Source organism: Micromonospora yangpuensis (assembly GCF_900091615.1).
Lineage (GTDB): Bacteria > Actinomycetota > Actinomycetes > Mycobacteriales > Micromonosporaceae > Micromonospora > Micromonospora yangpuensis.
Window position 1 is genome coordinate 4,238,004 of sequence record NZ_FMIA01000002.1, and the last position, 24,078, is coordinate 4,262,081.

Annotated in this window: 20 protein-coding genes; 10 read left to right on the plus strand and 10 right to left on the minus strand. The window is 71.8% G+C overall.

Going from position 1 to position 24,078, the window contains the following annotated elements; genetic code table 11:
• Window positions 1-28: 28 nt before the first annotated feature.
• Window positions 29-790 carry a DUF3159 domain-containing protein gene (locus tag GA0070617_RS19150; RefSeq protein WP_091446670.1) on the plus strand — a complete coding sequence of 254 codons (762 nt, stop codon included), beginning with the start codon at window positions 29-31 and terminating at the stop codon, window positions 788-790.
• 264 nt (window positions 791-1,054) lie between these two features.
• On the opposite strand, the gene GA0070617_RS19155 is transcribed toward GA0070617_RS19150, so the two are convergent.
• Entirely contained in the window at window positions 1,055-3,958 is a 2,904-nt protein-coding gene (locus tag GA0070617_RS19155) for a glycoside hydrolase family 48 protein (RefSeq protein ID WP_091440199.1), read from the minus strand.
• A gap of 908 nt (window positions 3,959-4,866) precedes the next feature.
• Between GA0070617_RS19155 and GA0070617_RS19160 the strand changes: the two genes are divergently transcribed.
• Window positions 4,867-6,357 carry a GH1 family beta-glucosidase gene (locus tag GA0070617_RS19160; RefSeq protein ID WP_091440203.1) on the plus strand — a complete coding sequence of 497 codons (1,491 nt, stop codon included), beginning with the start codon at window positions 4,867-4,869 and terminating at the stop codon, window positions 6,355-6,357.
• A gap of 57 nt (window positions 6,358-6,414) precedes the next feature.
• Here the strand turns inward: GA0070617_RS19160 and GA0070617_RS19165 are convergent, their stop codons facing one another.
• The 3 genes from GA0070617_RS19165 to GA0070617_RS19175 form a co-directional block, all read right to left on the minus strand.
• The gene (locus GA0070617_RS19165) at window positions 6,415-6,840 is read right to left on the minus strand and encodes a roadblock/LC7 domain-containing protein (protein WP_091440206.1); all 426 of its coding nucleotides are present in this window, start codon (window positions 6,838-6,840) and stop codon (window positions 6,415-6,417) included.
• Complete coding sequence (locus GA0070617_RS19170) at window positions 6,837-9,341, minus strand: sensor histidine kinase (protein WP_091440208.1); 2,505 nt, start codon at window positions 9,339-9,341, stop codon at window positions 6,837-6,839. The genes GA0070617_RS19165 and GA0070617_RS19170 overlap by 4 nt, the downstream gene beginning before the upstream one ends.
• Window positions 9,342-9,555: 214 nt before the next feature.
• Complete coding sequence (locus GA0070617_RS19175; RefSeq protein WP_091440212.1) at window positions 9,556-10,968, minus strand: FGGY family carbohydrate kinase; 1,413 nt, start codon at window positions 10,966-10,968, stop codon at window positions 9,556-9,558.
• 251 nt (window positions 10,969-11,219) lie between these two features.
• Between GA0070617_RS19175 and GA0070617_RS19180 the strand changes: the two genes are divergently transcribed.
• Window positions 11,220-13,142 (plus strand): anthranilate synthase family protein, encoded by a 1,923-nt coding sequence (locus tag GA0070617_RS19180; protein ID WP_091440216.1) that lies wholly within the window; start codon window positions 11,220-11,222, stop codon window positions 13,140-13,142.
• Window positions 13,143-13,202: 60 nt separating this feature from the next.
• Here GA0070617_RS19180 and wrbA read toward each other — a convergent pair whose 3' ends face one another.
• Window positions 13,203-13,823 carry an NAD(P)H:quinone oxidoreductase gene (gene wrbA / locus GA0070617_RS19185; RefSeq protein ID WP_091440220.1) on the minus strand — a complete coding sequence of 207 codons (621 nt, stop codon included), beginning with the start codon at window positions 13,821-13,823 and terminating at the stop codon, window positions 13,203-13,205.
• A 117-nt stretch (window positions 13,824-13,940) separates the two neighbouring features.
• Between wrbA and GA0070617_RS19190 the strand changes: the two genes are divergently transcribed.
• The 3 genes from GA0070617_RS19190 to GA0070617_RS19200 all read left to right on the plus strand — a co-directional run bounded on the left by GA0070617_RS19190 (window position 13,941) and on the right by GA0070617_RS19200 (window position 16,499).
• The gene (locus GA0070617_RS19190) at window positions 13,941-14,429 is read left to right on the plus strand and encodes a GNAT family N-acetyltransferase (protein WP_091440221.1); all 489 of its coding nucleotides are present in this window, start codon (window positions 13,941-13,943) and stop codon (window positions 14,427-14,429) included.
• Window positions 14,430-14,503: 74 nt separating this feature from the next.
• Window positions 14,504-15,091, plus strand: coding sequence for an HAD family hydrolase (locus GA0070617_RS19195; protein ID WP_308472670.1), 588 nt, complete (start codon window positions 14,504-14,506; stop codon window positions 15,089-15,091).
• 247 nt (window positions 15,092-15,338) lie between these two features.
• The gene (locus GA0070617_RS19200) at window positions 15,339-16,499 is read left to right on the plus strand and encodes a winged helix DNA-binding domain-containing protein (protein ID WP_373868309.1); all 1,161 of its coding nucleotides are present in this window, start codon (window positions 15,339-15,341) and stop codon (window positions 16,497-16,499) included.
• A 401-nt stretch (window positions 16,500-16,900) separates the two neighbouring features.
• Here GA0070617_RS19200 and GA0070617_RS19205 read toward each other — a convergent pair whose 3' ends face one another.
• Genes GA0070617_RS19205 through GA0070617_RS19220 form a run of 4 tightly spaced genes read right to left on the minus strand, consistent with a single transcriptional unit; the run spans window position 16,901 to window position 21,247 of the window.
• On the minus strand, window positions 16,901-18,103 hold the full coding sequence (locus tag GA0070617_RS19205; RefSeq protein ID WP_091446672.1) for an ABC transporter ATP-binding protein: 1,203 nt from the start codon (window positions 18,101-18,103) through the stop codon (window positions 16,901-16,903).
• A 9-nt stretch (window positions 18,104-18,112) separates the two neighbouring features.
• Window positions 18,113-18,946 carry a carbohydrate ABC transporter permease gene (locus GA0070617_RS19210; RefSeq protein WP_091440227.1) on the minus strand — a complete coding sequence of 278 codons (834 nt, stop codon included), beginning with the start codon at window positions 18,944-18,946 and terminating at the stop codon, window positions 18,113-18,115.
• 1 nt (window position 18,947) lies between these two features.
• Window positions 18,948-19,961 carry a carbohydrate ABC transporter permease gene (locus tag GA0070617_RS19215; RefSeq protein WP_091440229.1) on the minus strand — a complete coding sequence of 338 codons (1,014 nt, stop codon included), beginning with the start codon at window positions 19,959-19,961 and terminating at the stop codon, window positions 18,948-18,950.
• The gene (locus GA0070617_RS19220) at window positions 19,958-21,247 is read right to left on the minus strand and encodes an ABC transporter substrate-binding protein (protein WP_091440232.1); all 1,290 of its coding nucleotides are present in this window, start codon (window positions 21,245-21,247) and stop codon (window positions 19,958-19,960) included. The genes GA0070617_RS19215 and GA0070617_RS19220 overlap by 4 nt, the downstream gene beginning before the upstream one ends.
• Window positions 21,248-21,488: 241 nt before the next feature.
• On the opposite strand from GA0070617_RS19220, the gene GA0070617_RS19225 reads away from it, so the two are divergent.
• From GA0070617_RS19225 to GA0070617_RS19235, 3 genes are all read left to right on the plus strand, one after another.
• On the plus strand, window positions 21,489-22,067 hold the full coding sequence (locus tag GA0070617_RS19225; RefSeq protein WP_091440236.1) for a DsbA family protein: 579 nt from the start codon (window positions 21,489-21,491) through the stop codon (window positions 22,065-22,067).
• Between the two features lie 218 nt (window positions 22,068-22,285).
• Entirely contained in the window at window positions 22,286-22,459 is a 174-nt protein-coding gene (locus GA0070617_RS30695) for a hypothetical protein (protein WP_175440588.1), read from the plus strand.
• Entirely contained in the window at window positions 22,456-22,902 is a 447-nt protein-coding gene (locus GA0070617_RS19235; protein WP_091440245.1) for a type II toxin-antitoxin system VapC family toxin, read from the plus strand. Before GA0070617_RS30695 ends, GA0070617_RS19235 begins: the two co-directional genes overlap by 4 nt.
• Before the next feature lie 16 nt (window positions 22,903-22,918).
• Here GA0070617_RS19235 and GA0070617_RS19240 read toward each other — a convergent pair whose 3' ends face one another.
• Entirely contained in the window at window positions 22,919-23,737 is an 819-nt protein-coding gene (locus tag GA0070617_RS19240) for a DUF5753 domain-containing protein (RefSeq protein ID WP_139135718.1), read from the minus strand.
• A gap of 83 nt (window positions 23,738-23,820) precedes the next feature.
• Between GA0070617_RS19240 and GA0070617_RS19245 the strand changes: the two genes are divergently transcribed.
• Complete coding sequence (locus GA0070617_RS19245; RefSeq protein ID WP_091440251.1) at window positions 23,821-24,057, plus strand: GntR family transcriptional regulator; 237 nt, start codon at window positions 23,821-23,823, stop codon at window positions 24,055-24,057.
• Window positions 24,058-24,078 lie beyond the last annotated feature (21 nt).

The window sequence follows — 24,078 nt, forward strand, 5'->3', positions numbered from 1 at the left end:
GTGGGTGCGACCACCGAGGAGGGTGACGGTGACCGGTACACCGCAGCGGGATCGACCCGAATCCCTGGCGGATCTGCTCGGCGGCCGCCGGGGCGCGCTCGACGCGACCCTGCCCGCGGTGGCGTTCGCGCTCGGCTGGGTGCTCAGTGGCCGGTCACTCGGTGGTGCGGTGGCCGCCGCCGTGCTGACCGGCACGGCGGTGGCCGGGTGGCGGCTGCGCCGCGGCGACCGGCCCCGCTCGGTGCTGATCGGCCTGCTCGCCGTCTGCGTGGCCGCGCTGATCGCGGTACGCACCGGCCGGGCCACCGACTTCTTCCTCGTCCAACTGCTGTCCAACGCCGCCAGCGCGCTGGTCTGGGTGGTCAGCATCGTGGTGCGCTGGCCGCTGCTCGGGGTGATCGTCGGCGTGCTGTTGGGCCAGCGGGGCAGCTGGCGTCGGGATCCGGCGCTGCTGCGCGCGTACGGCCGGGGCAGTGCGGTGTGGGCGGCGACCTACCTGCTGCGGTTGCTGGTCCTCGTGCCGTTGTGGCTCAGCGGCCAGGTGCTCGCCCTGGTCGTGGCCCGGGTCGCGTTGACCTGGCCGGTGGTGGCCGCGGCGTTGGCGGTGAGCTGGCTGGTGATCCGCCGATCGCTGCCGGCCGGACATCCGGGGCTGCGCCACCCGGTGACGCCGGACGGGACCGGGCTGGACGCCGACGACGGCCGGGGCTCGGCGGCCTCCGGCGGACACTCGACGGCCTCCGGCGGACATAGGGAGAGGCCGCCACGGGGGGAGCGGCCTCTCCGGTGATGTACGTTACTCCGTCGCGGGCTGTCCCGCCGTCCCGCAGCGCCCGGTTTTCTCCGGTCGTCGCGGAATTTTCTCTGGTTCTCGCGGATTGCTGCGCTGGTGTGCTGTGTGGTGGGCCGACCGAACCGCTGCGTTGGCCGGACGGCCGGCCCACCACGGCCTGACCGTGGGAATCAGGCCGCTCGCCGACCGGATGTCGTCCATCCCCGGACCCGGTCGGCGCCTCCGGGTGGACGGACGCCGCCGTCCACCCGGAGAGCTGGATCACCCGTTCGGGAACAGGTTTCCGTAGTCGGCGTAGGCCATGGCCACGTCGGCCTGGGCCCAGAACCGGTGGTAGTTGAACGTCGGTTCCGGCCCACCGTCGAGGTACGCCTGCACCTTCGGCCAGTCCGGGTCGGACTTGTAGAAGGACCGGATGTCGAGGAAGCTCTTGCCGGCGGTGATCGGGTCACCGTTGGGCATGGTGCCCGTCCAGCCCGGCGGGACGTAGAGGCCCTGACCGGTCGAGGCGTTGTAGGTGTCGTCGAAGCGCTGGTAGTCGCCACGCTTCTCCGGCCTCGACACGCCCTTGGCGTCGCTGGCCGCGTGCAGCGCGTCCAGCAGCCCCTTGGCGGTGGTCTTGGCCGCCGTGTTGCCCGACTTGGCCGCGTACGCGATCAGGGTCCGGGCGTAGGCCGCGGCGACGCCGACGTCCTGGCCCTTCACCGTGACCTCGACGTGCAGGTTGGTGTTCGGCTGCGGGTTGGTCGGGTTCCAGTTGTTGGGCTGGCCGGTCCACTTCATGTCCGACGGGATGGACCAGTTGGTGCCCAGCGTGGTGTTGGCGATGGCCCACGGCGCCCACTTGTCCAGCAGCGCCTTGGCCTTGGCGTTGCCGGTCTGCAGGTACAGCTCCGCGATCCGCTGCATCGACCAGACCTGCATGCCGAACCACTGGTTCGACGGCGGGTCCTCGTACACCGGGTCGACGTCGTAGAACATGCCGTAGAAGGTGGCGGTGCCGGCCGGGGGCTGGCCGTAGTTGCCGCCCCAGCTGTTGGTCGCGCCACCGGCGATGCCGCCCTCGGCCGACTGCAGCCAGGTGTAGAACTCCAGCTGCCGCTCGAAGCTCTTGGTCCAGTCCGCCGCCGCGGTCGGCGACTTCGGGGCCAGCTCCGGGGTGTTGGTGAGCGCCCAGGCCGCGAACGGGTTCTGGTAGCCGAAGTGGCTGTGACTGGAGCCGATCCGCCACGACCAGTTCTGGTTGGCCTCGTACGCGCCACCCCAGGCGTAGTACCAGGACATCAGGTAGTGCGCGGAGTCCTTGCCGTTGGCGGCCGGGCAGGCGGTGGCCCCGACACAGTTGCCGATCTTCTTGAAGTACTTGTCGAACATGGCGTACCGCAGGTAGTCGCCCATCTTGGCGGCCTTGGCCACGGTGGCGGCCACGTCGGCCTGCTTGTTCTGCGCCTTGGCCCAGGTCAGCGCCCAGTACGCGGCCTGCACGGCGCGGGCGTCGGCGTCCGGGGCGTTGGTGTACTTCCACTGCTTGGCCGGGGCGTTGGCCTCCTTGACGAACAGGTCCAGGTAGCCGTTGCGCCCGCCGTGGGCGAAGGTGTCGCAGGAGGGCTGCGGGATGGTCTCCCACACCGACTCCTGGGCGCCGCGCTGGAAGGTGTTGATGTACGCCGGGCGGGTGGTGCCGTCGCCGCACCGGCCGAAGCCGTAGACGTTGTCCACGTCCAGCAGCCAGTGCATGCCGTAGATGTCACCGGTGCCGTAGGTGGACTGCAGCTCGCTGCGCAGCGGGTCCTTGCCGACCGGGACGTTGGCCTCCAGGGCCGACGGGTACCGGTTGGGCAGCGGGTGCTCGGCGGCGTACTGGGCGTCCCCGGCCGAGCCGGCGGTGGCCTGGTCGGCGTGCGACGGGATGATGTACTTCTCCATCACCGTCCAGGCGTTGTTGAACGGCGCCCAGTTCTGGGTGACCCGGCCGTAGTGGGCCTCCAGCCACAGCCAGAAGCTGAACGCCTCGGAGGTGGTCTCGTGGCCGTGGTCGGGGGCCTCCACGATGAGCGTCTCGATCGAGTGGTACGGCACGCCCTCGGGGCTGAAGTACCCCGAGTTCTTGATCTTGCCGTACTGCTCCAGGAACCGCTCGGTGTAGACGTTGTCCCCGCCACCGGGTACGTCGTTGTCGATCTCGGTGGCGGTGATGGCCAGCGGGGCGTACCCGGTGGCCGAGGCGGTGATCGTGGCGGTGCCACCCACGGTGTCGGCGTCCTCGGCGGCGGCGACCGTGACGTTGGCCCCGGTGCTCCAGTTCGCCGTGGTCAGCGTCACCGACGTCGGGGAGACGGTGATGTCGCTGTCACCGGTACGGGTCAGGGTGACCGGCACGTTGCCCGCCGGCGCGCCACTGAGCTTGAGGTTGACCGAGGCGGTGCCGCCCTCGTTGACGCTCACCGAGGAGGGGGTGGCCACCAGCCGCGGCCCGGAGGCGGGGCTGACGGTGAACGCCTTCTCCGACACCGCGCTCAGGTTGGCGTTGTCGTAGGCCTTGGCCTGGACGGTGTACGCCCCGGCCGGCAGGTCCTCCAGGGTGTAGGCGTACGGCGCGGTGGTGTCGGTGTTGACCAGCAGGCCGTTGCGGTAGAACTCGACCTTGCTGATCGTGCCGTCCTCGTCGGCGGCGGTGGCCGTCAGCGGCACGTCCGCCGGGGCCACGAACGGCCCGGCCGGCACGGTGAGGTTGACCGTCGGCGGCTTCTGCGCGGCGCCGCCGCAGGTGACCCCGTTGACCGAGAAGGAGGTCGGCTTCGGGTTGCTGCCGGTGTGGGAGCCGTTGAAGCCGATGCTGGTCGAGGCGCCGGTGGCCAGGTTGCCGTTGTAGGACTCGTTGGTCGCGGTCACCTCGTTGCCGGACTGGCTGAACCTGGCCGACCAGCCCTGGACGACCCGCTGGCCGCCGGGGAAGGCGAACTTCAGGGTCCACCCGTTGATCGGGTCGCCGAGGTTCTTGATGGTGACGTTGGCGGTGAAGCCGTTGCTCCAGTCGCTGGTGGCGTAGACCACGTCGCAGGCGGGGGCGGCCTGCGCGGCGCCGGCGGGCAGGGTCACCCCGCCGACGACCAGCGCGGCGGCGGCGAGCATCGCCAGGGGGCGACGTCTTGCCTTGAGTCTCATGTGCGCGGTGTCTCCTCGGGCCGAGCCGGGGCGAATCCCGGCGGAGCGCCTCCACGCGTGGTGTCGTACGCGGGGGGACGGAGGCGCCCGGAATGGTGGTCACCCGGCGGCTGGGCCGGGCTCGGGGATCGGGGGATCCCCGCTCGGGTGCCGTACCGGTCGGCAGACCGGGTGCCCTCGGCGACCCACGTTCGCGCGTACTGGCTCCGCGACGCGGTAGTTCGACAGTCTCGCATGGAAGCGCTCCCACCGACAAGAGAAACACCCATAGATGTTTCGATCTCGTGTAGGGGGTTTCACAAACCCGTGACGGGCGTTACAGTCGCTGCATCGCCGATGGGAGCGCTTCCATCGACGGAGATGGTAAGTAACGTTTGCTGGGGACCGTCCTCGGACGATCCCCGACATCAGCCCGAGGGCTGACGGCGGGCCAGCCCGGACGCCGCCGCCAGCCGATGCCCACCGGCATGGAGGGAGGTGGAAACAGAGCCACTCGCGTGGCCCGGCTCCCGCGCAAACGCACGCAGATCCCACAGTCATCCGTGCGTGTGCTGTACCACCGCTGGGGACGGGGGTTGCCCTCCCCCGTCCCCACACTAACCCCCCGTATCCGACGGGAAAAGAGGCCGACGGGACAGGCATCCGCCACCCGGCCGGCCTCGCTCGCTGTACCGGCGCACCCGACCGACCTCGGCCGCCTCCGGCAGTACCCCGCGCCGGACGCCTCGACCTCGGCAGACGCCGTCGACTGGCTCCACCCCTTCCCCGCCCGGCCGCCGACTGCGGGTCGATCCGCCGCCACCTGAGCGGCCGACCGCACGCGGTGCCGCGGGCCGGCCGCGCCTACCCTATTCTGGGAGCGCTCCCGGTCGTCGGTGGCAGGCAACCTGCTGTGAGGAGAACGCAGAATGTCGAGACTCACCCGGCGGCGCCTGCTCCAACGCGCCGCTTCGTCCCCCGCACCCACCGGTGCGACCGGCACCCCGCTGGGTGCCGCGGCCGCCATGACGGCCGGCGCCACCGTGGCCAGTGCGGTCGCCGCACCCGAGGGCGGGAGCGACCCGGCCGCCGAGCCGCGGACGGCGCTGCGCTTCCCGACCGGCTTCGGCTGGGGCGCGGCCACCTCCGCGTACCAGATCGAGGGGGCGGCGAAGGAGGACGGCCGGGGCGAGTCGATCTGGGACACCTTCAGCCGTACCCCGGGACGGACCAGCAACGGTGACACCGGTGAGATCGCCGCCGACCACTACCACCGCTGGGCCGAAGACCTGGACCTGATGCGCGACCTCGGGTTGGACAGCTACCGGTTCTCCATCTCCTGGCCCCGGATCCAGCCCGACGGCACCGGCCAGCCCAACCAGCGTGGCCTGGACTTCTACCGCCGGCTCGCCGACGGACTGCGGGAGCGGGGCATCGCCCCGATGGCCACCCTGTTCCACTGGGACCTGCCGCAGGCGCTGCAGAACAACGGCGGTTGGGAGTCCCGCGACACCGTCGAACGCTTCGCCGACTACGCCGACATCGTCTTCCGGGCCCTCGGCGAGCGGATCCCGGTCTGGCTCACCGTCAACGAACCCAAGACCGTGGTGCAGAACGGCTACCTGCGCGGCCACCACGCGCCCGGCCGACAGGACCCGGACGCGGCCTACCTGGTCGCCCACCACCTGCAGCTGGCGCACGGTCGGGCCGTGCAGGCGTTCCGGGCCACCGGCCAGCCGGGCCGCATCGGCCCCGCGCTCAACCTGCACCCCTGCTACCCCGCCGACGACTCCCCCGCCGCCGCCGCGGCGACCCGGCTCTACGACGGATACGAGAACCGCCTCTACCTCGACTCGGTGCTCACCGGCAGCTACCCCGCCGACGTGCTGGCCGACCTTGGCCCGCAGAGCCGGCTGGCCAGGGGCATCGTCGACGGTGACCTGGCGGTGATCTCCGCAGCGGTCGACCTGCTCGCGGTGCAGTACTACACCCCGATCTACGTCACCGCCGACGGCGGCACCGAGCAGCGCTGGCCCACCTCGGTCGCGGCCTGGCAGCAGATCTACCCCGACGGCATGTTCGACATGCTGACCCGGGTGACCCGCGACTACGGGCCGATCCCGCTCACCATCACCGAGAACGGGCTGCCCACCGCCGACATCCTGGCCGCCGACGGCACCGTCGAGGACACCGGACGGGTGGAGTTCCTGCGCGACCACCTGACCGCCGTGCACCGGGCCCTCGCCGCCGGAGTGCCGCTGGAGAGCTACCACGTCTGGTCGCTGATGGACAACTTCGAGTGGGAGGTCGGCTACGACCAGCGCTTCGGCCTGGTCTACGTGGACTACGCCACCCAGCGCCGGATCCTCAAGCGCAGCGCCCACTGGTACCGGCAGGTCATCCGGGACAACGGCTTCTGACCGCCGGCCGGCCGTGCGGTGGCCCCGGTCCGCACCGGGGCCACCCAGCCCGCCCGATCAGCGCGGCAGGGCCTGCTGGAGCTCGGCGCGCAGCGCCGGGGTCAACATCTCCCCGGTCTGCTTGACCAGCCGGGCCATCTCGTAGCCGACCACCCCGATGTCGGCGTCACCGGCGGCGAGGGTGGCCAGGATCGAGCCGTCCCGGATCTGCATGACCAGGAAGTAACCCCGGCCCATCTCGACCACCGTCTGCTTGACGATGTCACCGTCGAACATCTGCGCCGCACCGGCGGTGATGCTCATCAGACCGGAGGTCACCGCGGCGAGCTTGTCGGCGTGGTCACGGGGCAGGTGGTCGGAGATCGCGACCAGCAGGCCGTCGGAGGAGACCACCACGGCGTGCGCCACGCCCGGCACACGCTCGGCAAACGCGCTGACCAGCCAACTCAGGTCCCGAGCCTCCTGGCTCAACGTGGTTGTCACTGTGCTCCCCCTTCACTGCGCACACCCGCCGGCGGCATGATCATTTCAGTGGTCTCCTCGTTCTCGGCCTGTCGTACGCCACTGTAGAAGCGCGACAGCATCCCGCCCACGGCCTCCGGGTCCGGCTCGTGCCGCGGCGCGGCCTCCACCGGCCGGGCCGGTTGGGTGACCGCGGAGAGCTGCGCCATCGGTACCCGCACCGGCAGACCGCGCGCGTTGGTGCCGCCGGTCACCGGCCGCTCCGGTGGCGCGGCCGCCGGCCCGGTCCCCGGAGTCGGACCCTGCCGCGACCACCAGCCGCTGTCGGGGGTCCGCCGGGCCTGCGGGGCGAGCACGTCCTCGGCGCGCACCGACCGGGCCGGCATGGCCCGCTCCGCCGCCGGACGGGCCGGTCGCGGCACCGTCGTCGGGCGGGGCCGTCGCCCCGCCACCGGCAACTCCGCCGTGCCACCGGCCACACCGTTGCCCGCCTGCGGCAGGCCGACCGCACCGTTACCGGCCTGGGGTAGGCCGGCCACACCGTTACCGACGGCCGCCGGCACGCCGACCGCGCCGTTGCCGGCCGCCTGGCGGGGCAGCATCCGCGGCACCGTCGGCGGGTCCAGCTCCATCGCCTCGACCGGGGCGAGCAGGGCCCCCGGCAGCCGCATCCGGGCCACCAGACCGGACGACTCCCCGAGGTGCAGTCGCACCTCGACGCCGTGCCGGGCCGCCAGGTGGCTGACCACGAACAGACCCATCCGCTCGGAGGCGGCCACGTCGGCCGCCGGCGGGCTGGCCAGGATCGCGTTCGCCTCGGCCAACGCGGTCGGGCTCATCCCGAGACCCCGGTCCACGATGTCGATCAGCGCGCCGTCGCCGTCGTTCCACGCGGTGACCACCACCATGGTGTCCGGCCGGGAGAACGCCGTGGCGTTCTCCAGCAACTCGGCCAGCAGGTGCACCAGGTCCCCGATCACGTGCCCGACCAGCTGCAGGTCCGCCACGGAGTCGTGCCGGATCCGCTGATACTGCTCGATCTCGGCGCTCGCGGCCAGCAGGACCGCGCCGAGCCCGACCGGCCGGTTCCACCGCCGGGTCGACTCGGTACCGGCCAACACCAGCAGGCTCTCGTCGTTACGGCGCATCCGGGCGGCGAGGTGGTCCAGCTTGAACAGGTTCTCCAGCTGGTCCGGGTCGGCCTCCTCCCGCTCCAGGTCGTCCAGGAGCTTCAGCTGCCGTTCCACCAGCACCTGGCTCCGACGGGCCAGGTTGACGAACATCGCGTTGACGTTACGCCGCATGGTGGCCTGCTCGACGGCGACGCTGACCGCGCTGCGGTGCACCGCGACGAACGCCTCGGCCAGCTCACCGATCTCGTCCAGGGAACGCACCACCGCCGGGGCGACCTCGATCTCGGGCACCCCGCCGCTGACCGTCCGGAGCCGGTCCAGCGCGTCCGGCAGCTCGACCTGGGCGATCCGCAGGGCCTGTCCGCGCAGCTGGCGCATGGACCGGGCGATGGAGCGGCCGATCAGCACCGAGGTCAGGACCGCCGCGCCGAGCACGATGGCGATCGCGCCGGCGACCAGCAGGGTACGACGCAGCTGGCCGCTGCTGGCCCCGTCGGCCTGGACCACCGCGTCCTCGAGCACCTCGGCCAGCACCTGACCGAGCAGCTCCTGCCGCTGTTCGCTGGCCGTCCACCACTGCAGGGCGGGCAGGACGATCGGCTCCGCACCGCCGGTCGGCAGACCCTGCTCCTCCAGCACGGTGGCCGCGGCGAAGGCGGGGTTCACCGAGGCCTGGTCGTAGCGGGCGATCTGGGCGTTGTTCGCGGCGACCCGGAAGGCACCCAGGGCGGTGAGCTGCTGCGCCCGCAGGTCGGTCAGGATGACCTGGTCCTCCAGCCCGTACTCGCCGGCCCGGGCCGCCTCGAAGAGCTGGGAGCTGACCCGGGAGGACAGCTCCTTGACCCGGGCCAGCTGCACGTAGCGCAGCACGGCGTCGGTGAGCACCGACTCCCCCTCACCGGGCGAGGGCTCGGCGAGCAGGTTGAGCAGCGAGTCGATGGCGCGGTGGTAGTTGCTGAGGATGGTGTCGCTGCTCAGCACGGCCGCCGGCACCGCAGCCCGGATGAAGACCACCTGGTCGGTGGCCTCCTGCACCTGCGAGTACGTCACCTGCCAGGACGCGTCGGCGTCGAGCAGGGGCTCCGCCGCCCGCCGCAGGTCGGCCAGGGCCCGGTCGGTGTTCTCCTGCAACGGCCGCAACGCGGCACTGGCCTGCTCACCGCTGTAGCGGCGCTCCGCGGCCCGCAGCTCGGCCAGCTCACCGGAGGTCCGGTCGCGTTCCTGCTGCAGCGCGTGCACCGCGGCGTTGATCTCGCGGCCGATGCCTACCTGCGCCGCGAAATCACTCAGCGTGGTGGTCTGTCCGATCAGATTGGCGGTCTGCACGCTGGCCAGCACCAGGAACGCCAACGAGGGGATGATCAGCACCGCGGCGAGCTTGGTGCCCATCCGCCAGTCCTTCAACCGCAGCGCAGACCGCCGTCGGTGGGGTACGACCCGCACGTCGAACCTGCGCCGGCGATGGCTCGACACCCCGCCGGGATTCGAGTCGGGACGTGTGCCCACTCTGCCTCCTTGATCCCCGCGCACGCCGATCCCCGGCGGGCGGGGTCCATCCAACCAGGCCTGTGAGCTGTGTCAACGCCCTGGGTTAAGGAAGACTTCAGGAAGCAGCCCCCGAGGGTGCGGAAGCTGGCACGGTCGGTGGATCCGACTCGTCCGTCCGGCCGATGTCGACCGGTTGCGCAGCGTCACCAAAGCGTCCCGACGCCGCCAACGCGGCACCACTGGCGCCGATCTCCGGATCGGGTTGGTGGCGTACCGTCCGGGGCGCGAGCGTCGCGGCGAAAGCCCGCCGCCACCAGGGCGAAGCCGCCACCGCACCGCCACCCAGCACCACCTCGACCCGGCTGTCCACCGTGGACTCCAGCACCGCCAGGTCCTCGGCGACCAGGTCACAGAGGCCCCGCATCAGCCCGGCCAGCAGCTCGACGCCGGTGGTGCCGAAGCTGATCCCGCTCAACTGCCCGGAACCGGCCGGTGCCAGACCCGGCGGCCGGTCGCCGCCGAGGCGCGGGTCCGCCGCCGGTCCACCGTCGAACGGCACCCGGTCCAACGCGGCCGCCAACTCCGCGCCGCGAGGCAGCCGCAGCTCCCGATCGGCCCAGGCGAAGAGGTTGCCGCCACAGGAGTACGCCGCGCCGGTCACCACGTGCCCGTGGTCCACCCGGTACCGCCACAGCTGCTCGGGCAGCGGAGGCAGCGGCGCACCGGCCGGCACCGGCTGGATCAACCGGACCGCGGCCGAGGTGCCGACGGTCACCGCCGCCCGGCTCTCGTCGACGCAACCGGACCCGACGTTGGACGCCGCGCCGTCGCCCACCGGCGCGTGCCACGAGACGTCGGCCAGGTCCGGCCAGCGGCGGGCGTGCTCCGGACGCAGCCGGCCCCGCCAGTCCATGTCGGCCAGGTGAGGCAGCTCACCCGGGCGGACCCCGGCCAGCTCGCACGCCTCGGCGTCCCAGTCCAGGGTGCGCAGATCGAGCAGCCCGGTGCCGGAGGCCTGCGAGATCGACATCGGCATCTCGTCGAGCAGCGCACCGAGGACGTACTCGACGAGCCCGGCGAAGCGGGTCACCGGGGTGTCGGTCCGCGCCCGCAGCCAGGGCAGCCGCATCGACCAGTAACAGCGGTGCCACCAGGTGCCGGTGCGCTGGTGGAAGGCGTCGGCATCGGCCGGGCCCGGCGCACCCGGCGCCGGCACGGCCCGGGTGTCCAGCCAGGTCAGCACCGGCCCGAGCGGCTCACCCCGGGCGTCCAGCGGCACCACCGAATGCCACTGGGCGCAGGTGGCCACCATGGTCACCCCGCGCAGGTGCCCGCCGGCTGCCAACTCGTCGAGGCACTCGACCAGGCCGGTCAGGTACTGCCGACCGTCCAGGGTGCCGGTGCCGTCGTCGTGGGTGCTCAGCCGCATCCTGCGGCGGGCCAGGGCACCGGAGACGAGGTCGCCGTCGGCGTCCAGCACCAGGCCCCGCACCGACGAGGTGCCCAGATCGAGAGCGAGAATCTTCATCGCGGCTCACGGTACCCAACGGGGCCGGTGTCGTACCCCGATCGGCCACCGGTACCGACGACCGCTTCCGGTGCCTGGGTGCGGCGGCGTAGGGTGTCGGCATGCTCGCGCCGTTGTCCTTCTGGTGGCCCGCCGACCCGGCGGCCAGCACCCGCGCGTAGCTTCCCGACGCGGCCGCCGACGAGGCGGCCGCCGGTCCTCCCCGGCTCCCGGGCCGCCCCGGAAGCGGCAGCCGAGCCCGAGGAGAACCGATGTCCTGCCTGTCCGACCTGCTCGACGCCGTCGCCGACGGCCGCGACCCCGGACCCTTCGCGCTGCTGCACCGGGCCGGCACCGAGCACCTGGAACTGTTCACCGGCACGCTGCGCACGGTCGACCGGCTCGCCGACATCCCGCTGCCCGACGACGCCGCCGGCCCCCGCACGTTGGCCCTGGTGCCGTACCGGCAGATCACCGAACGCGGGTTCGCCTGCGTCGACGACGAGCTGCCGCTGGAGTGCCTGGTCATCGAGGAGGAGCAGCGGATCCCGGCGGCGCTGGCCCGCGGCGTGCTGCCGGCGGGTCCGGTGGTCACCGGCGGCGCCGCGTTCGACAGCACCGACGAGGAGTACGCCGCCGCGGTGGACCGGGTACTGGCCGACGAGATCGGCCGGGGCGAGGGGGCGAACTTCGTCATCCACCGGACCCTGCGGGCCCGGGTGGAGGGGTCGGTGCTGGTGGCGGCGCTGGCCGCGCTGCGCCGGCTGCTGCTGGCCGAACGCGGCGCGTACTGGACCTTCGTGGTGCACACCGGCACCCGCACGCTGGTCGGGGCGAGCCCGGAGCGGCACGTGAGCGTCGACGACGGCCTGGTGATGATGAACCCGATCAGCGGCACGTTCCGGCACACCGGGGCCGACGCCGACCGGGACGCGCTGCTGCGGTTCCTGCACGACCCCAAGGAGGTCGAGGAGCTGTACATGGTCCTCGACGAGGAGCTGAAGATGATGGCCCGGGTCGCCGAACGCGGCGGGCAGGTCGTCGGCCCGTACCTCAAGGAGATGGCCCACCTGGCGCACACCGAGTACCTGCTGGCCGGGCGGGGTTCCCTGGACGTGCGCGAGGTGCTGCGCGAGACGATGTTCGCCCCCACCGTCACCGGCAGCCCGATGGAGAACGCCTGCCGGGTGATCGCCCGCCACGAACGCACCGGCCGCCGCTACTACGCCGGCGTGCTGGCCCTGCTCGGTCGCGACGACGCCGGCCGGCAGACCCTCGACGCGCCGATCCTGATCCGTACCGCCGAACTCTCCGCCGACGGTGACCTGCGGGTGAAGGTCGGCGCGACCCTGGTGCGGCACTCCACCGCCGACGGCGAGGTGGCCGAGACCCACGCCAAGGCCGCCGGGGTGCTGGCCGCGTTGGGCCTCGGGCCGCAGGCCCCCGACCACGGCCCCCGACCGCCGGTCCGGCTCGCCGACGACCCCGAGGTACGCGCCGCGCTCGCCGCCCGCAACGCGCCACTGGCCCGGTTCTGGCTGGACCAGCGTCCCCCGGGCAGCACGGTGCTGCCCGGCCTGGTCGGCCGGCGGGCGCTGATCGTGGACGCCGAGGACACCTTCACCGGCATGCTCGCCCACCAGCTCGCCGCCCTCGGACTCGCCGTCGAGACCCGACCGTGGCACCGGCCCGGCCCCCTCGACGAGCACGACCTGGTGATCGTGGGTCCCGGACCGGGCGACCCCGCCGGCGACGAGCCGAAGATGGTGGCGCTGCGCCGGTTGCTGACCGGGCTGCTGGCCACCGGCCGGCCCACCCTGGCGGTCTGCCTGGGCCACCAGGTGCTGGCCGGGCTGCTCGGCCTGCCGCTGCACCGGCGACGGACGCCGTACCAGGGGTTGCAGCGGCGGGTACGGCTCTTCGGCGTGCCACGCCGGGTGGGTTTCTACTCGACGTTCACCGCCCTGGCCGACGTCGACCGGCTGCCCACCGGGTACGGCCCGGTGGAGCTGGCCCGCGACGACGCCGACGGCGCGGTGCACGCGCTGCGCGGGCCGGGCTTCGCGGGGGTGCAGTTCCACCCGGAGTCGGTGCTCAGCCCGGACGGCTTGGCGGTCCTGGCCGATCTGCTCGGGCACCTACTGGACCGGCCGGACCGGACGTTGGCCGGGCATGGTTTCCCGGAGCGGGGGTAGGAACCGTGACGCCCGGGGCCGGGCGGATTCGAGAGCCTCCGCCCGGTCCCGGGTCCACGCTCAGCCGGCGGCCAGGCCGGCGCGCAGCGCGGTGCCGATCCGCACCGCCCGCTTCGCGGTCAACGCGGTGGCCGCGAGCGCCACGTGGTCCGGCGGCACCTCCCCGTTGTTGCTGGTGTGCGAGGCGCCGTACGGGTTGCCGGCGACGAACTGGCTGGGGTCGGTGTAGCCGGGGGTGACCACCACACCGCCCCAGTGGTAGAAGACGTTGAAGAGCGCCAGCAGGGTGGACTCCTGCCCGCCGTGCGAGGTCGCCGTGGAGGTGAACCCGGAGTAGACCTTGTCAGCCAGCGCGCCCCGGGCCCAGAGCGGGCCGGTGGTGTCGATGAACTGCTTGAGCTGCGCGGCGATCATCCCGTACCGGGTCGGCGACCCCATGATCACCACGTCGGCCCAGTCCAGGTCGTCGGGCTCGGCCTCCATCACGTCCTGGGTCTCCAGGCGGTGCGCCTGCCAGCCGGAGTTGGCCCGGATCGCCTCGTCGGGGGCGAGCTCGCGGACCTTGCGCAGGCGAACCTCGGCCCCGGCCTCACCGGCGGCCTCGCAGGCAGCCTGGGCCATCTGGTACGTGATCCCGGTGGCGCTGTAGTAGATCACCGCGACTTTGGTCTGGCCGTCCATCAGGTAGTCCTCCCTGTTTTGTGGATCAACTCCGGCGACTACCCGTTACTTGCGTCGTCAAACACCGCGGGGAAATCCCTGGACAGCGCCCCACCCCCGGCTGGCATCCTCGGCGACATGCAGATCCGGGACGCGACCCCCGACGACTGGCCCTCGATCTGGCCCTTCCTGCGCGAGATCGTGGCCGCCGGCGAGACGTACACCTACCCGCGCGACATCACCGAGCAGCGGGCGCGACAGATCTGGCTGCCCGCCCCACCGGGACGCACCGTGGCCGCCGTCGGGGCCGACGGCACCGTGGTCGGCTCGGCCAAGCTGGGCCCCAACCAGCTCGGCCCCGGCTCCCACGTCGCCAACGCCAGCTTCATGGTCGCCCCCCACGCCGCCGGGCGGGGCGTCGGCCGGGCCCTGGGCCGGCACGTGCTCGACCTGGCCCGCGCCGAGGGCTACCGGGCGATGCAGTTCAACGCGGTGGTGGCGAGCAACCACCGGGCGGTGGCGCTGTGGCGCTCGCTCGGCTTCGCCGTCGTCGGCCGGGTACCGGAGGCCTTCCGGCACCCCACCGAGGGCTACGTCGACCTGCTGGTCATGCACCAGCGGCTCTGAACCGACCGGCCCGTTGGCCGGGCGTGTCGGGGCGCGCCGGGCCGGTCGGGGGTGCGCGGTAGCCTGGCCCGGTGATGCTGCCCCTGCCCGCCGGCGAGTTCCAGGCGTACCTGTTCGACTGCGACGGCACCATCGTCGACTCGATGCCCCAGCACTACGCCGCCTGGCAGCAGACGCTCGACGAGTGGGGCTACGCCCTGTCGGAGGAGCTGTTCTACGCCTGGGCCGGCCGCCCCAACGCCGACATCATCGCCGAGCTGAACCAACGCCACGGCCTGACCATGCCCCTGGCGGAGGTGGTCGCCCGGCGGGAGGCCCTCTTCCACGAGCTGCTGCCCACCGCCACCGGCATCCCCGGCGTGCTGGCGCACATCGACGACGCGCACGGGCGGATCCCGTTCGCGGTGGTCTCCGGCAGTACCCGGCCGGCCGTCACCGCCTCCCTCGACGCGCTCGGCATCCTCGACCGCTTCGACGTGCTGGTCTGCGCCGGCGACTACACCCGGGCCAAGCCCGACCCGGAGCCCTTCCTGCGCGCCGCCGAGCTGCTCGGCGTACCCCCGCAGGACTGTCTGGTCTTCGAGGACGCCGACCTGGGCATCGCCGCCGCCGAGGCGGCCGGGATGGCCGTGGTGCGGGTGCCGCAGCCCCGCCGGGGCTGACCCCCGCACGCCGCGCGCTTGCTCAAGATATCCGCAAGGTGTCCGGAGTACGGTTCCCGGTCGGCCCGGAAAGCGCCATCCTGATGGGTGCCGGTGCTCGCCACCGCGTTGCTGGACCTGACCGGGGGATCGCGCTGGGCCGCCAACGACGCTGGCACAGCGCGATCAGGGGGTGCGGCGGCTTCCGGCCGGGTGTCGGTGCCCGTGCCTATGCTGCGGTCGACCACCGGCGGAAGGCGGCATCCTCGTGGCACCCGTTTCGACTGCGCTGACCCGCGCCGAGGCGCTCGCGCTGCGGATGGCCGCGCTCCGGCTGCGCCCGCACCCCACCGCCGCCCCGTTGGCCACGGTGGCCGAGGTGGTGGAGTGGTTCGGTGCCATGCAGGCGCAGGACCTGGCCAGCGGCATGTGGTCGCTGGGCGTACGACTGCCGGGGTCGACCCACGCGGACGTGCACGCCGCGCTCGAGCGCCGGGAGGCGCTGCGGACCTGGCCGATGCGCGGCACCATCCACCTGGTGCCGGCCCGCGACGCCCGCTGGCTGCTGGAGCTGACCGGGGTACGGGCCCTGGCCGGCGCGGCCCGCCGGCGCGCGTTCCTCGGGCTGTCGGAGGCCGAGGCGGACCGGGCCGCCGACGTGCTGGGCGGCGTCCTGGCCGGCGGCGGCCGACTGACCCGCACCGAGTGCGTGGCCGCGCTGGTCGCCGCCGGCATCGACGGCGCGGGCCAACGCGGCTACCACCTCCTCTGGTACGCGGCCCAGCGCGGCGTCACCTGCATCGCCCCCAACGTCGGCAGCGAGCAGACGTTCGCGCTGCTCGACGAGTGGGCGCCGGGCCAACGTCAGCTCGACCGGGACGAGGCGCTGGCCACCCTGGCGCTGCGTTACTTCCGGGGCCACGGCCCCACCACGCGGCAGGACTTCGCCGGCTGGACCGGGCTGACCGCCGCCGACGCCAAGCGGGCCATCGCCGCCGCCGGCGACGAGCTGACCACGGTCGACCTCGACGGCGTGCCTGCGGTGCTGTCCGCGCCGCTGACCGACACGCCCCACACACCGGCCGACGCGCCCGGCACCCCGGTTGACACGCCCCACCTACCGGCCGACGACGTGCTGGCCCTGCCCGGCTTCGACGAGTACCTGCTCGGCTTCAAGGACCGGGCACTCATGCTCGACCCGGAGCACCGGCAGGCCATCGTTCCCGGCGGCAACGGCGTCTTCCAGGCCACCGTCGTCGTCGGCGGCCGGGTGGTCGGCACCTGGAAGCGCAGCCTGACCAAGACCCGGGTCACCCTGACCGTGCACCCTCTCGTCGATCTCACGGCGGCCCGCCGCGAGCAGGTGGAACGGGCCCTCAGCCGGTACGCCGACTTCCTCGCCCTGCCACCCCGGGTGACCTGGGCCTGACCCCGCCGACGCGGACGGCCCGACCCCACCCGACGGGCTGACCCCGCCAACGCGGACAGCCCGACCCCGCCCGACGGGCTGACCCCGCCGACGCGGACAGCCCGACCCCGCCCGACGGGCTGACCCCGCCGACGCGGACAGCCCGACCCCACCCGACGGGCTGACCCCGCCAACGCGGACAGCCCGACCCCACCCGACGGGCTGACCCCGCCAACGCGGACAGCCCGACCCCACCCGACGGGCTGACCCCGCCAACGCGAACAGCCCGACCCCACCCGACGGGCTGACCCCGCCGACGCGGATGGGTGGGGCAGGCTGGACAGCCCGCCCCACCCGTCAGCGGTTCGTGGGTGTGAGAAGGGGACCCTTCTCTACCGAAAGCGTTAACAAGGGGCCCTTCCTTACAGGGCGCCGGCGGCTCGGCCCTCGTGCAGGGTGAGGTTGCGCCCGTCGGCCGGGTTGAACAGGTGGATCTTCTCCAGGTTGAACCAGACCCGGTGGTCCTGCCCCTCGGCCACCGTCGACTCCGCCGACAGCCGGGTGACCAGGTTCGAGCCGCCACCGGCGAAGTCGGCGGCACCGGCGTCGGCGGCCAGCTCCTCCAGTTCGGCGGCGGTGGCCTTCTCCCCCTCGACGGTGAAGTAGACGTACTTGTCCGAGCCCATGGATTCGACGATGTCGACAGGCGCGGTGAACTCCACCCCCCGGCGGCGGGTCTCGTCGTCGATCAGGCCGGCGTCCTCGAAGTGCTCCGGGCGGATGCCGAGGATCAGCTCGCGCGGCGCGTCGGCGCCCTCCAGCTCGCGGCGGATCCGGTCGCCGATCGGCACGTCACCCAGGGCGGTCCGTAGCGTGCCGTCGTCGACCGCGGCGTGCAGGAAGTTCATCGACGGTGAGCCGATGAACCCGGCGACGAAGAGGTTGCGCGGGTTGTCGTACAACTCCTGCGGGGGGCCGACCTGCTGGATCGCGCCGCCGCGCATGATCACCACGCGGTCGCCGAGGGTCATCGCCTCGGTCTGGTCGTGGGTGACGTAGACGGTGGTGGTGCCGAGCTGCTTCTGCAGCCGGGACACCACGGTACGCATCTGCACCCGCAGCTTGGCGTCCAGGTTGGACAGCGGCTCGTCCATCAGGAACGCCTTGGGTTTGCGGACGATCGCCCGGCCCATCGCCACCCGCTGCCGCTGGCCGCCGGAGAGGTTGGCCGGTTTGCGGTCCAGCAGCGCGGTCAGCTCCAGGACCTTCGCCGCCTCCTCGACCTTGGCGTCGATCTCCTGCTTGTCGAGCTTGGCCAGCCGCAGCGGGAAGGCCATGTTCTCCCGCACGGTCATGTTCGGGTACAGCGCGTACGACTGGAACACCATGGCGATGTCCCGATCCCGGGGGGCCTTGTCGTTTACCCGTTGCCCGGCGATGCGCAGCTCACCGGAGCTGATGTCCTCCAACCCGGCGATCATGTTCAGGGTGGTGGACTTGCCGCAGCCGGAGGGGCCGACCAGGATGACGAACTCACCGTCGGCGATCTCGAGGTCCACGTCGGACACCGCCGTGGTCCCGTCCGGGAACTTCTTGCTCACCTTGTCCAGCACGATGTCAGCCATGAGTACCACCTATCCCTTGACAGCGCCGGAGGTCAGGCCGGAGACGATGCGGCGCTGGAAGAAGAGCACGAACAGGATGATCGGAACGGTGATCACCACGGCGGCCGCGCAGATCGCCCCGGTGGGGTCCTCGAACTGCGACTCGCCGGTGAAGAACGACAGCGCCACCGGCACCGTGCGGGCCCGCTCGGTGGAGGTAAGCGTGATGGCGAAGAGGAAGTCGTTCCAGCAGAAGATGAAGACCAGGATCGCCGTGGTGAACAGCCCCGGCGCGGCCAGCGGGGCGATGACCCGCCGGAACGCCTGCGCCTGGGTGGCGCCGTCCATCTTCGCCGCCTTCTCCAGGTCCCACGGGATCTGCTTGAAGAACGCCGACAGCGTGTAGATCGCCAGCGGCAGGGCGAAGGTGATGTACGGCAGGATCAGCCCCGGCCAGGTGTCGAAGAGGCCGAGCTGCCGCTCGATCTCGAACAGCGGCGACACCAGCGACACCTGCGGGAACATCGCGATCAGCAGGGAGACGCCGACGAGCAGTTTCTTGCCGGGGAAGTCCAGCCGGCTGATCGCGTACGCGGCCATCGCGCCGAGCACCACCGCGATCGCGGTGGCGATCAGGGCGATGCCAATCGAGTTGATCAGGGCCCGGACGAACTGGTCGGTGGCGAAGATCGACCGGTAGTTCTCCAGCGTCCATTCCCGGGGGATGAAGTTGCCGTCGGTGAGCGTCGCCGGTGTCTTGAACGACAGCGAGGCGATCCAGAGCACCGGGACCAGGGCGAAGACCACGACGATGGCGTCCATCAGACCCCAGCGCAGCTTGGCCCGCGTGGTGGTGTCGGCCATGTCAGCGCCTCTCCCCGTCGTCGCTGCCGGGGGCAGCGGTACCGAACAGCTTCACGAAGACGAACGCGATGATCGCCACGGTGATGAAGATCAGCACCGACATCGTCGACCCGATGCCGAGGTTCAGGCCCCGGATCAGGTTGTTGTAGGCCAGCATCGACACCGACGAGGTGTCGTTGCTGCCGGCGGTCAGCACGAAGATGTTGTCGAAGACCCGGAACGCGTCCAGGGTGCGGAACAGCAGGGCGACCAGGATCGCCGGCTTCATCACCGGCAGCATCACCTTGGTGAACCGCTGCCAGGCGGTGGCCCCGTCGGTGGAGGCCGCCTTGAGCAGGTCCTCGGGCACCAGGGCCAGACCCGCCATCAGCAGCAGCGCCATGAACGGGGTGGTCTTCCAGATCTCTGCCAGCATGATGATCGCCAGCGCGCTGCCCCGCTCGGTGAGCGGCGCGCTGCCGTCGAAGAGGTTGGCCAGGTATCCGGTGCCCGGCGTCCAGGCGTACCGCCAGGAGAAGGCCGCCACCACCGTGACGATCCCGTACGGGATCAGCGCCGCGGTCCGGACGATGCCCCGGCCGACCAGCGTCCGGTGCATGATCAACGCCAGCCCCATGCCGAGCACCAGCTCGACGGCGACGGTGACCACGGTGATCAGCATGGTCACCCCGAACGCCGTCCACCAGAACTCGTTGGTCAGCACGGTGACGTAGTTCTCCAGCCCGATGAACTCCCGCTCGTCGGGGAAGCGCAGGTCGAAACGCTGCAGCGACAGCCACACCGAGTACAGGATCGGGTAGGCGGTCACCAGCACCATGACCAGCGCGGCCGGGGCGCAGAGCAACCAACCGAGCCGGCGTTCGGCCCGCTTGTTCTCGCTCAGCGGGGCCCGGTCGCGTCGGCGTTTGCGCGGCGGTGGGGCGAAGGGGTGCCGCCCGGTGGGCGTACCCCCGGTGGTGTCGCTCTCGGCGGTGGCGGCGGCCTGCGCGCCGGCCGGCGTGGCGGGCACGCTCATGGCAGCACCCCTCTCGACACCAGGGCGTCGGCGATGGCCTCACGCAGTTCCTTGGCGGTCTGCTCGGGCCGGATCCCCGACGGCGGCGACAGGTAGGCCGACATGACCGTGGAGATGTTCTGGTAGGCCGGGGTCAGCGGCCGGGTCGCCGGCTCCTGCAGCTCCTCCAGGATGGTCTCCTTCATCGGGTACGCCTCGTCCATCTCCGGGTCGTCGTAGATCGCCTCGATGGTCGGCGGCACGCCGTCGTTGATCGCGGAGAACTTCTGGTTCTCCTCGTTGCGCAGGCACTTGGCGGCCTCGAACGACTCCTGCGGGTACCGCGAGTACGCGCTGACGGCGAGGTTGTACCCGCCGACGGTGACCTTGCTGGGGGTGCCCGGGTCGACACCGGGGAAGCGGGCCCAGCCGACCTGCTCGGCCAACTGCGGGTTCGCCTCCTGCAACGCCGGATACACGAACGGCCAGTTGAGCTGGAACGCACCGTTTCCGGACTGGAACTCCAACCGGACCGGGTCCTCGGTGGCGTTGCTGAACGACGGGGAGGTCACCCCGGAGGTGGCGAAGCGCTGCAGGGTCTCCAGGGCCCGGACGGCACCGGCGTCCATCACCGCCTCGGTGCCGTCCTCGCTGAGGATGCGGCCACCGGCGCTCTCGGCCAGGGTGTTGTAGAGCACGACCAGCCCCTCGTACTGGGCGCCCATGGTGAGCACCTGGTACGGCTGGCCCTGGCTCTTGAGCTCCTGGGCCATCTTGATCATCTCGTCGAAGGTGGTCGGCGGCTGCTGCACCAGGTCCTTGCGGTACCACAGCAGCTGCACGTTGGTGTTCTTCGGCGCGCCGTACAGTCGGTCCTCGTAGCTGGCGGTCGCCAGCGGCCCGGCGAGGGTGCCCTGCTCCACCTCGGTACGGTCCGACCCGGTCCACTCCCGGATCCAGTTCGCGCTGGCGAACTCCTGGGTCCAGGTCACGTCGAGCCCGAGCACGTCCATGCCGGTGTCCTCGGCGGCGAGCCGGCGGACCATCTGCACCCGCTGGTCGTCGGCCTCGCGTGGCAACGTCCGGTAGACGATCCGGTACCGTCCCTGCGCTTCGGCGTTGCAGTTGTCGACGACCTGTTGCAGGTTCTGTTCGGGCCCGTAGTACAGGTTGATCGTGGGAACTCCACCGGTGTCGTCCGAGCCGCACGCGGCCAGCGGTCCCAGCAGTGCCAACGCCGCCGTCGCGGCAACCACCCGTACCCGTGGCCGACGCCGATGTCGCGCCTGGTCAGCGTGTGTCGTCATCCGCCCCTCCCCTCATGTGCTACGGCGAGAGCCGGGGAGGGGGTCCGTGCCCCGGCGCACGGCGAGACGGACGGCGGCCGTACCGATCCGATCCGGCCCGGCCCCGGGCGTTTCGTGGCGCTAACACTGCCCGACCTGCGAAGCAGCGAAACCTGATATCTGGTCCGGTCCGAAAAATACTGACATTTACCCTAAGGTTATCGCCGCTGTGGACCGGCCGGGGTCACCGTAGGCTCAGGGGATGGACGCGACCTTCTTCTTCGACCCGGCCTGCCCCTGGACCTGGCGGGCCTCCCGCTGGCTGGTCCGGGTCGCCGACGCCCGGGACCTGACCATCCAGTGGCGTGCCTTCAGCCTCGCCATCCTCAACGATGGTCAGGTTCCGCCGGCCTTCGCCGAGATGATGGCCGCCTCCAGCCGGGCCCTGCGGCTGGTCGAGGCGCTGCGGGCGGCCGACCGCAACAACGACATCGGCCGCTTCTACACCGAGCTCGGCACCCGCACCCACGACGCCGAGGAGCCGCTGTCGGACAAGACCGTGACGGCGGCGGTGGAGGCGGCCGGGGTCCAGGACGCGGCGGCGGCCCTCGACGACGAGCGGTGGGACCGGGCGGTCCGGGAGTCGCACGACCTGGCGTACGCCTCGGCCGGCCCGGACATCGGCGCGCCGGTGCTGATGGTCGCGGGTGTGGAGCGGGGCATCCACGGTCCGATCCTCACCGAGGTTCCGGAGACCGCAGACGCCCTGACGATCTGGGACTCGATGCTGCCCCTGCTGCGGATCCCGGCCTTCCACGAGATCAAACGCGGCCGCCGCTGACCGCCCCGGTGGCGGACGGCGATGCGACCGTCCGCCACCTACAGGGCTGACGTGGGAGTGCCTGCCACCGCCCATTCGGACCTGCACTGTGGCGGGGCACCTGCGTCCCCCGAGTCACGGGCAGCAGATCAACGGAACCCGCCTGCGGTTGGTGGAGATGCTGGCCACGACGGTCGTGCCGCACCCTGCCGCAGCGCGAGGTGGTCTACCGTAAGAACGTGGACAACGTGTTTTCGATCGACTACGAACCGGTCCGACAGCGGTTCCCGTGGGTCGGGCTGGTCAACACCGGTGAACATGATCTCTCGGGACGCTACCGAGACATCATGGCCGAGGCACAGCGCGACCGCGCGATCGTCGAAGCGATCGATTCGATCCGACGTAGCGCATGAGGCAGCTGCTCTGCGACTCGGGGCCGCTGATCGCCACCTTCGACCGGGGCGACCGCCATCACGCCGCCGCCACCCGGCTGCTCGCCGAGTGGCCAGGACAGCTCCTCATCCCGGAGCCGGTGCTCGGCGAGACCTGCAACTTTCTGCGTAATCATGTCCGTGGCGGACCGGCGCTGGAGTTGCAGTTCCTGGAGGCTGTCACCCGCAGCGGTCCGGACTACACAGTGATCGTGCCCACCGAGGACGACCGACGTCGAGCAGCCGAGCTGGTTCGCCAGCTCGTCACGGCACCCCTCGGCTACGTCGACGCGACGGTCATCGCGTTGGCCGAGCGGCTCAGTGTGCCAGACATCGCCACGGTCGACTTCAAGTTCGTCGGCATGGCCAGTCGGGTCAGCACCGTCAAGTCCCTGCGCTGGGTGCTTCAGGAAGGTTGGTCGTAACGGAGGTCGGCCAGGCTCAGGGGTTTGGCGCTGTCGAGTCGACGCGGCTCGGTAGGGCGTGGGATGGGATCCTCGTGCCGGTCGGCTCCGGCTCGCCCTCACCTGCGCCGTGGTGGACGTCTTCCAGGATCGTCGTGATGAGTCGGGCGGACTGGGCCTCGTCCAGCGCCAGGGCGTCGAGGCTGGCCCAGATCCGTTCGTACGCCGCCACCTCGCCCGGCCGGTCGAGGTAGAGCGCGCCGGTGAGGGCCTCGCGGTAGATGACGGGTGGTGCCGGTTCCACCCGGTTGCCGGGCGGGAAGCCCAGCAGCACGAACCCGCCCGCGACGGTACCGGCGTGCGGGCCGGCGGCCAGCGGCAGCACCCGGATCGACACGGTCGGCTGCCGGCTCACGGCCAGCAGATGCCGAAGCTGGCCGGCCATCGCCGCCGGGCCACCGACGGGACGCAACAGCACCTCCTCGGCGAGCACCGCCTCGAAGCGGGGCGGCGCGGGCAACCGCCGCCGCAGCAGCCCCTGCCGACCCAGCCGCGCCTCGACCAGCCGATCCCGCTCACCGTCCGGACGATGCTGGCAGGCGACCGCCGCGTACTCCCGGGTCTGCAGCAGCGCGGGAACCAACGCCGGCTGGTACTCGCGCAGCCGGCCGGCGGTGGCCTCCAGGGCCGCGTACAGGTCGAACCAGTCGGGGACCGCCCCGCCGTAGGCGTGCCACCAGCCCTTGGCACTCGTCTCCCCGGCCAGGCACCAGGCCCGACACCGCCTTCGCCACCTGTGAGACCCACTTCCACCGCCTGGCCACGTGCCCTCCCCGGTTAGCTGATCGCAACGCAAGAACCTTACCGCACCTATAAAGCCTGTAAAGACATACGGGGGATGCTTTACGACTCCTTTGAACCGGGTGTTTCGCTGGCGGCATGCCGTACGCCCAGCCGCTGTGGCGCCAGATCAGGGACGATCTCCGCGCAAAGATCAAGGCTGGCATCTACCCGCCCGGCAGCAAGCTTCCCTCCACTCGACTTCTGGCCGAGGAGTACGAGACGAGTCACATGACCGTCCGCCGCGCACTCGACTCGATGATCGAACACGACGAACTCATCGGGCGGATGGGCCTCGGTGTCTTCGTGACCGAGGCCCGCGACCAAGACCCATAGGAGCAGCCGGCCGTACGGCAA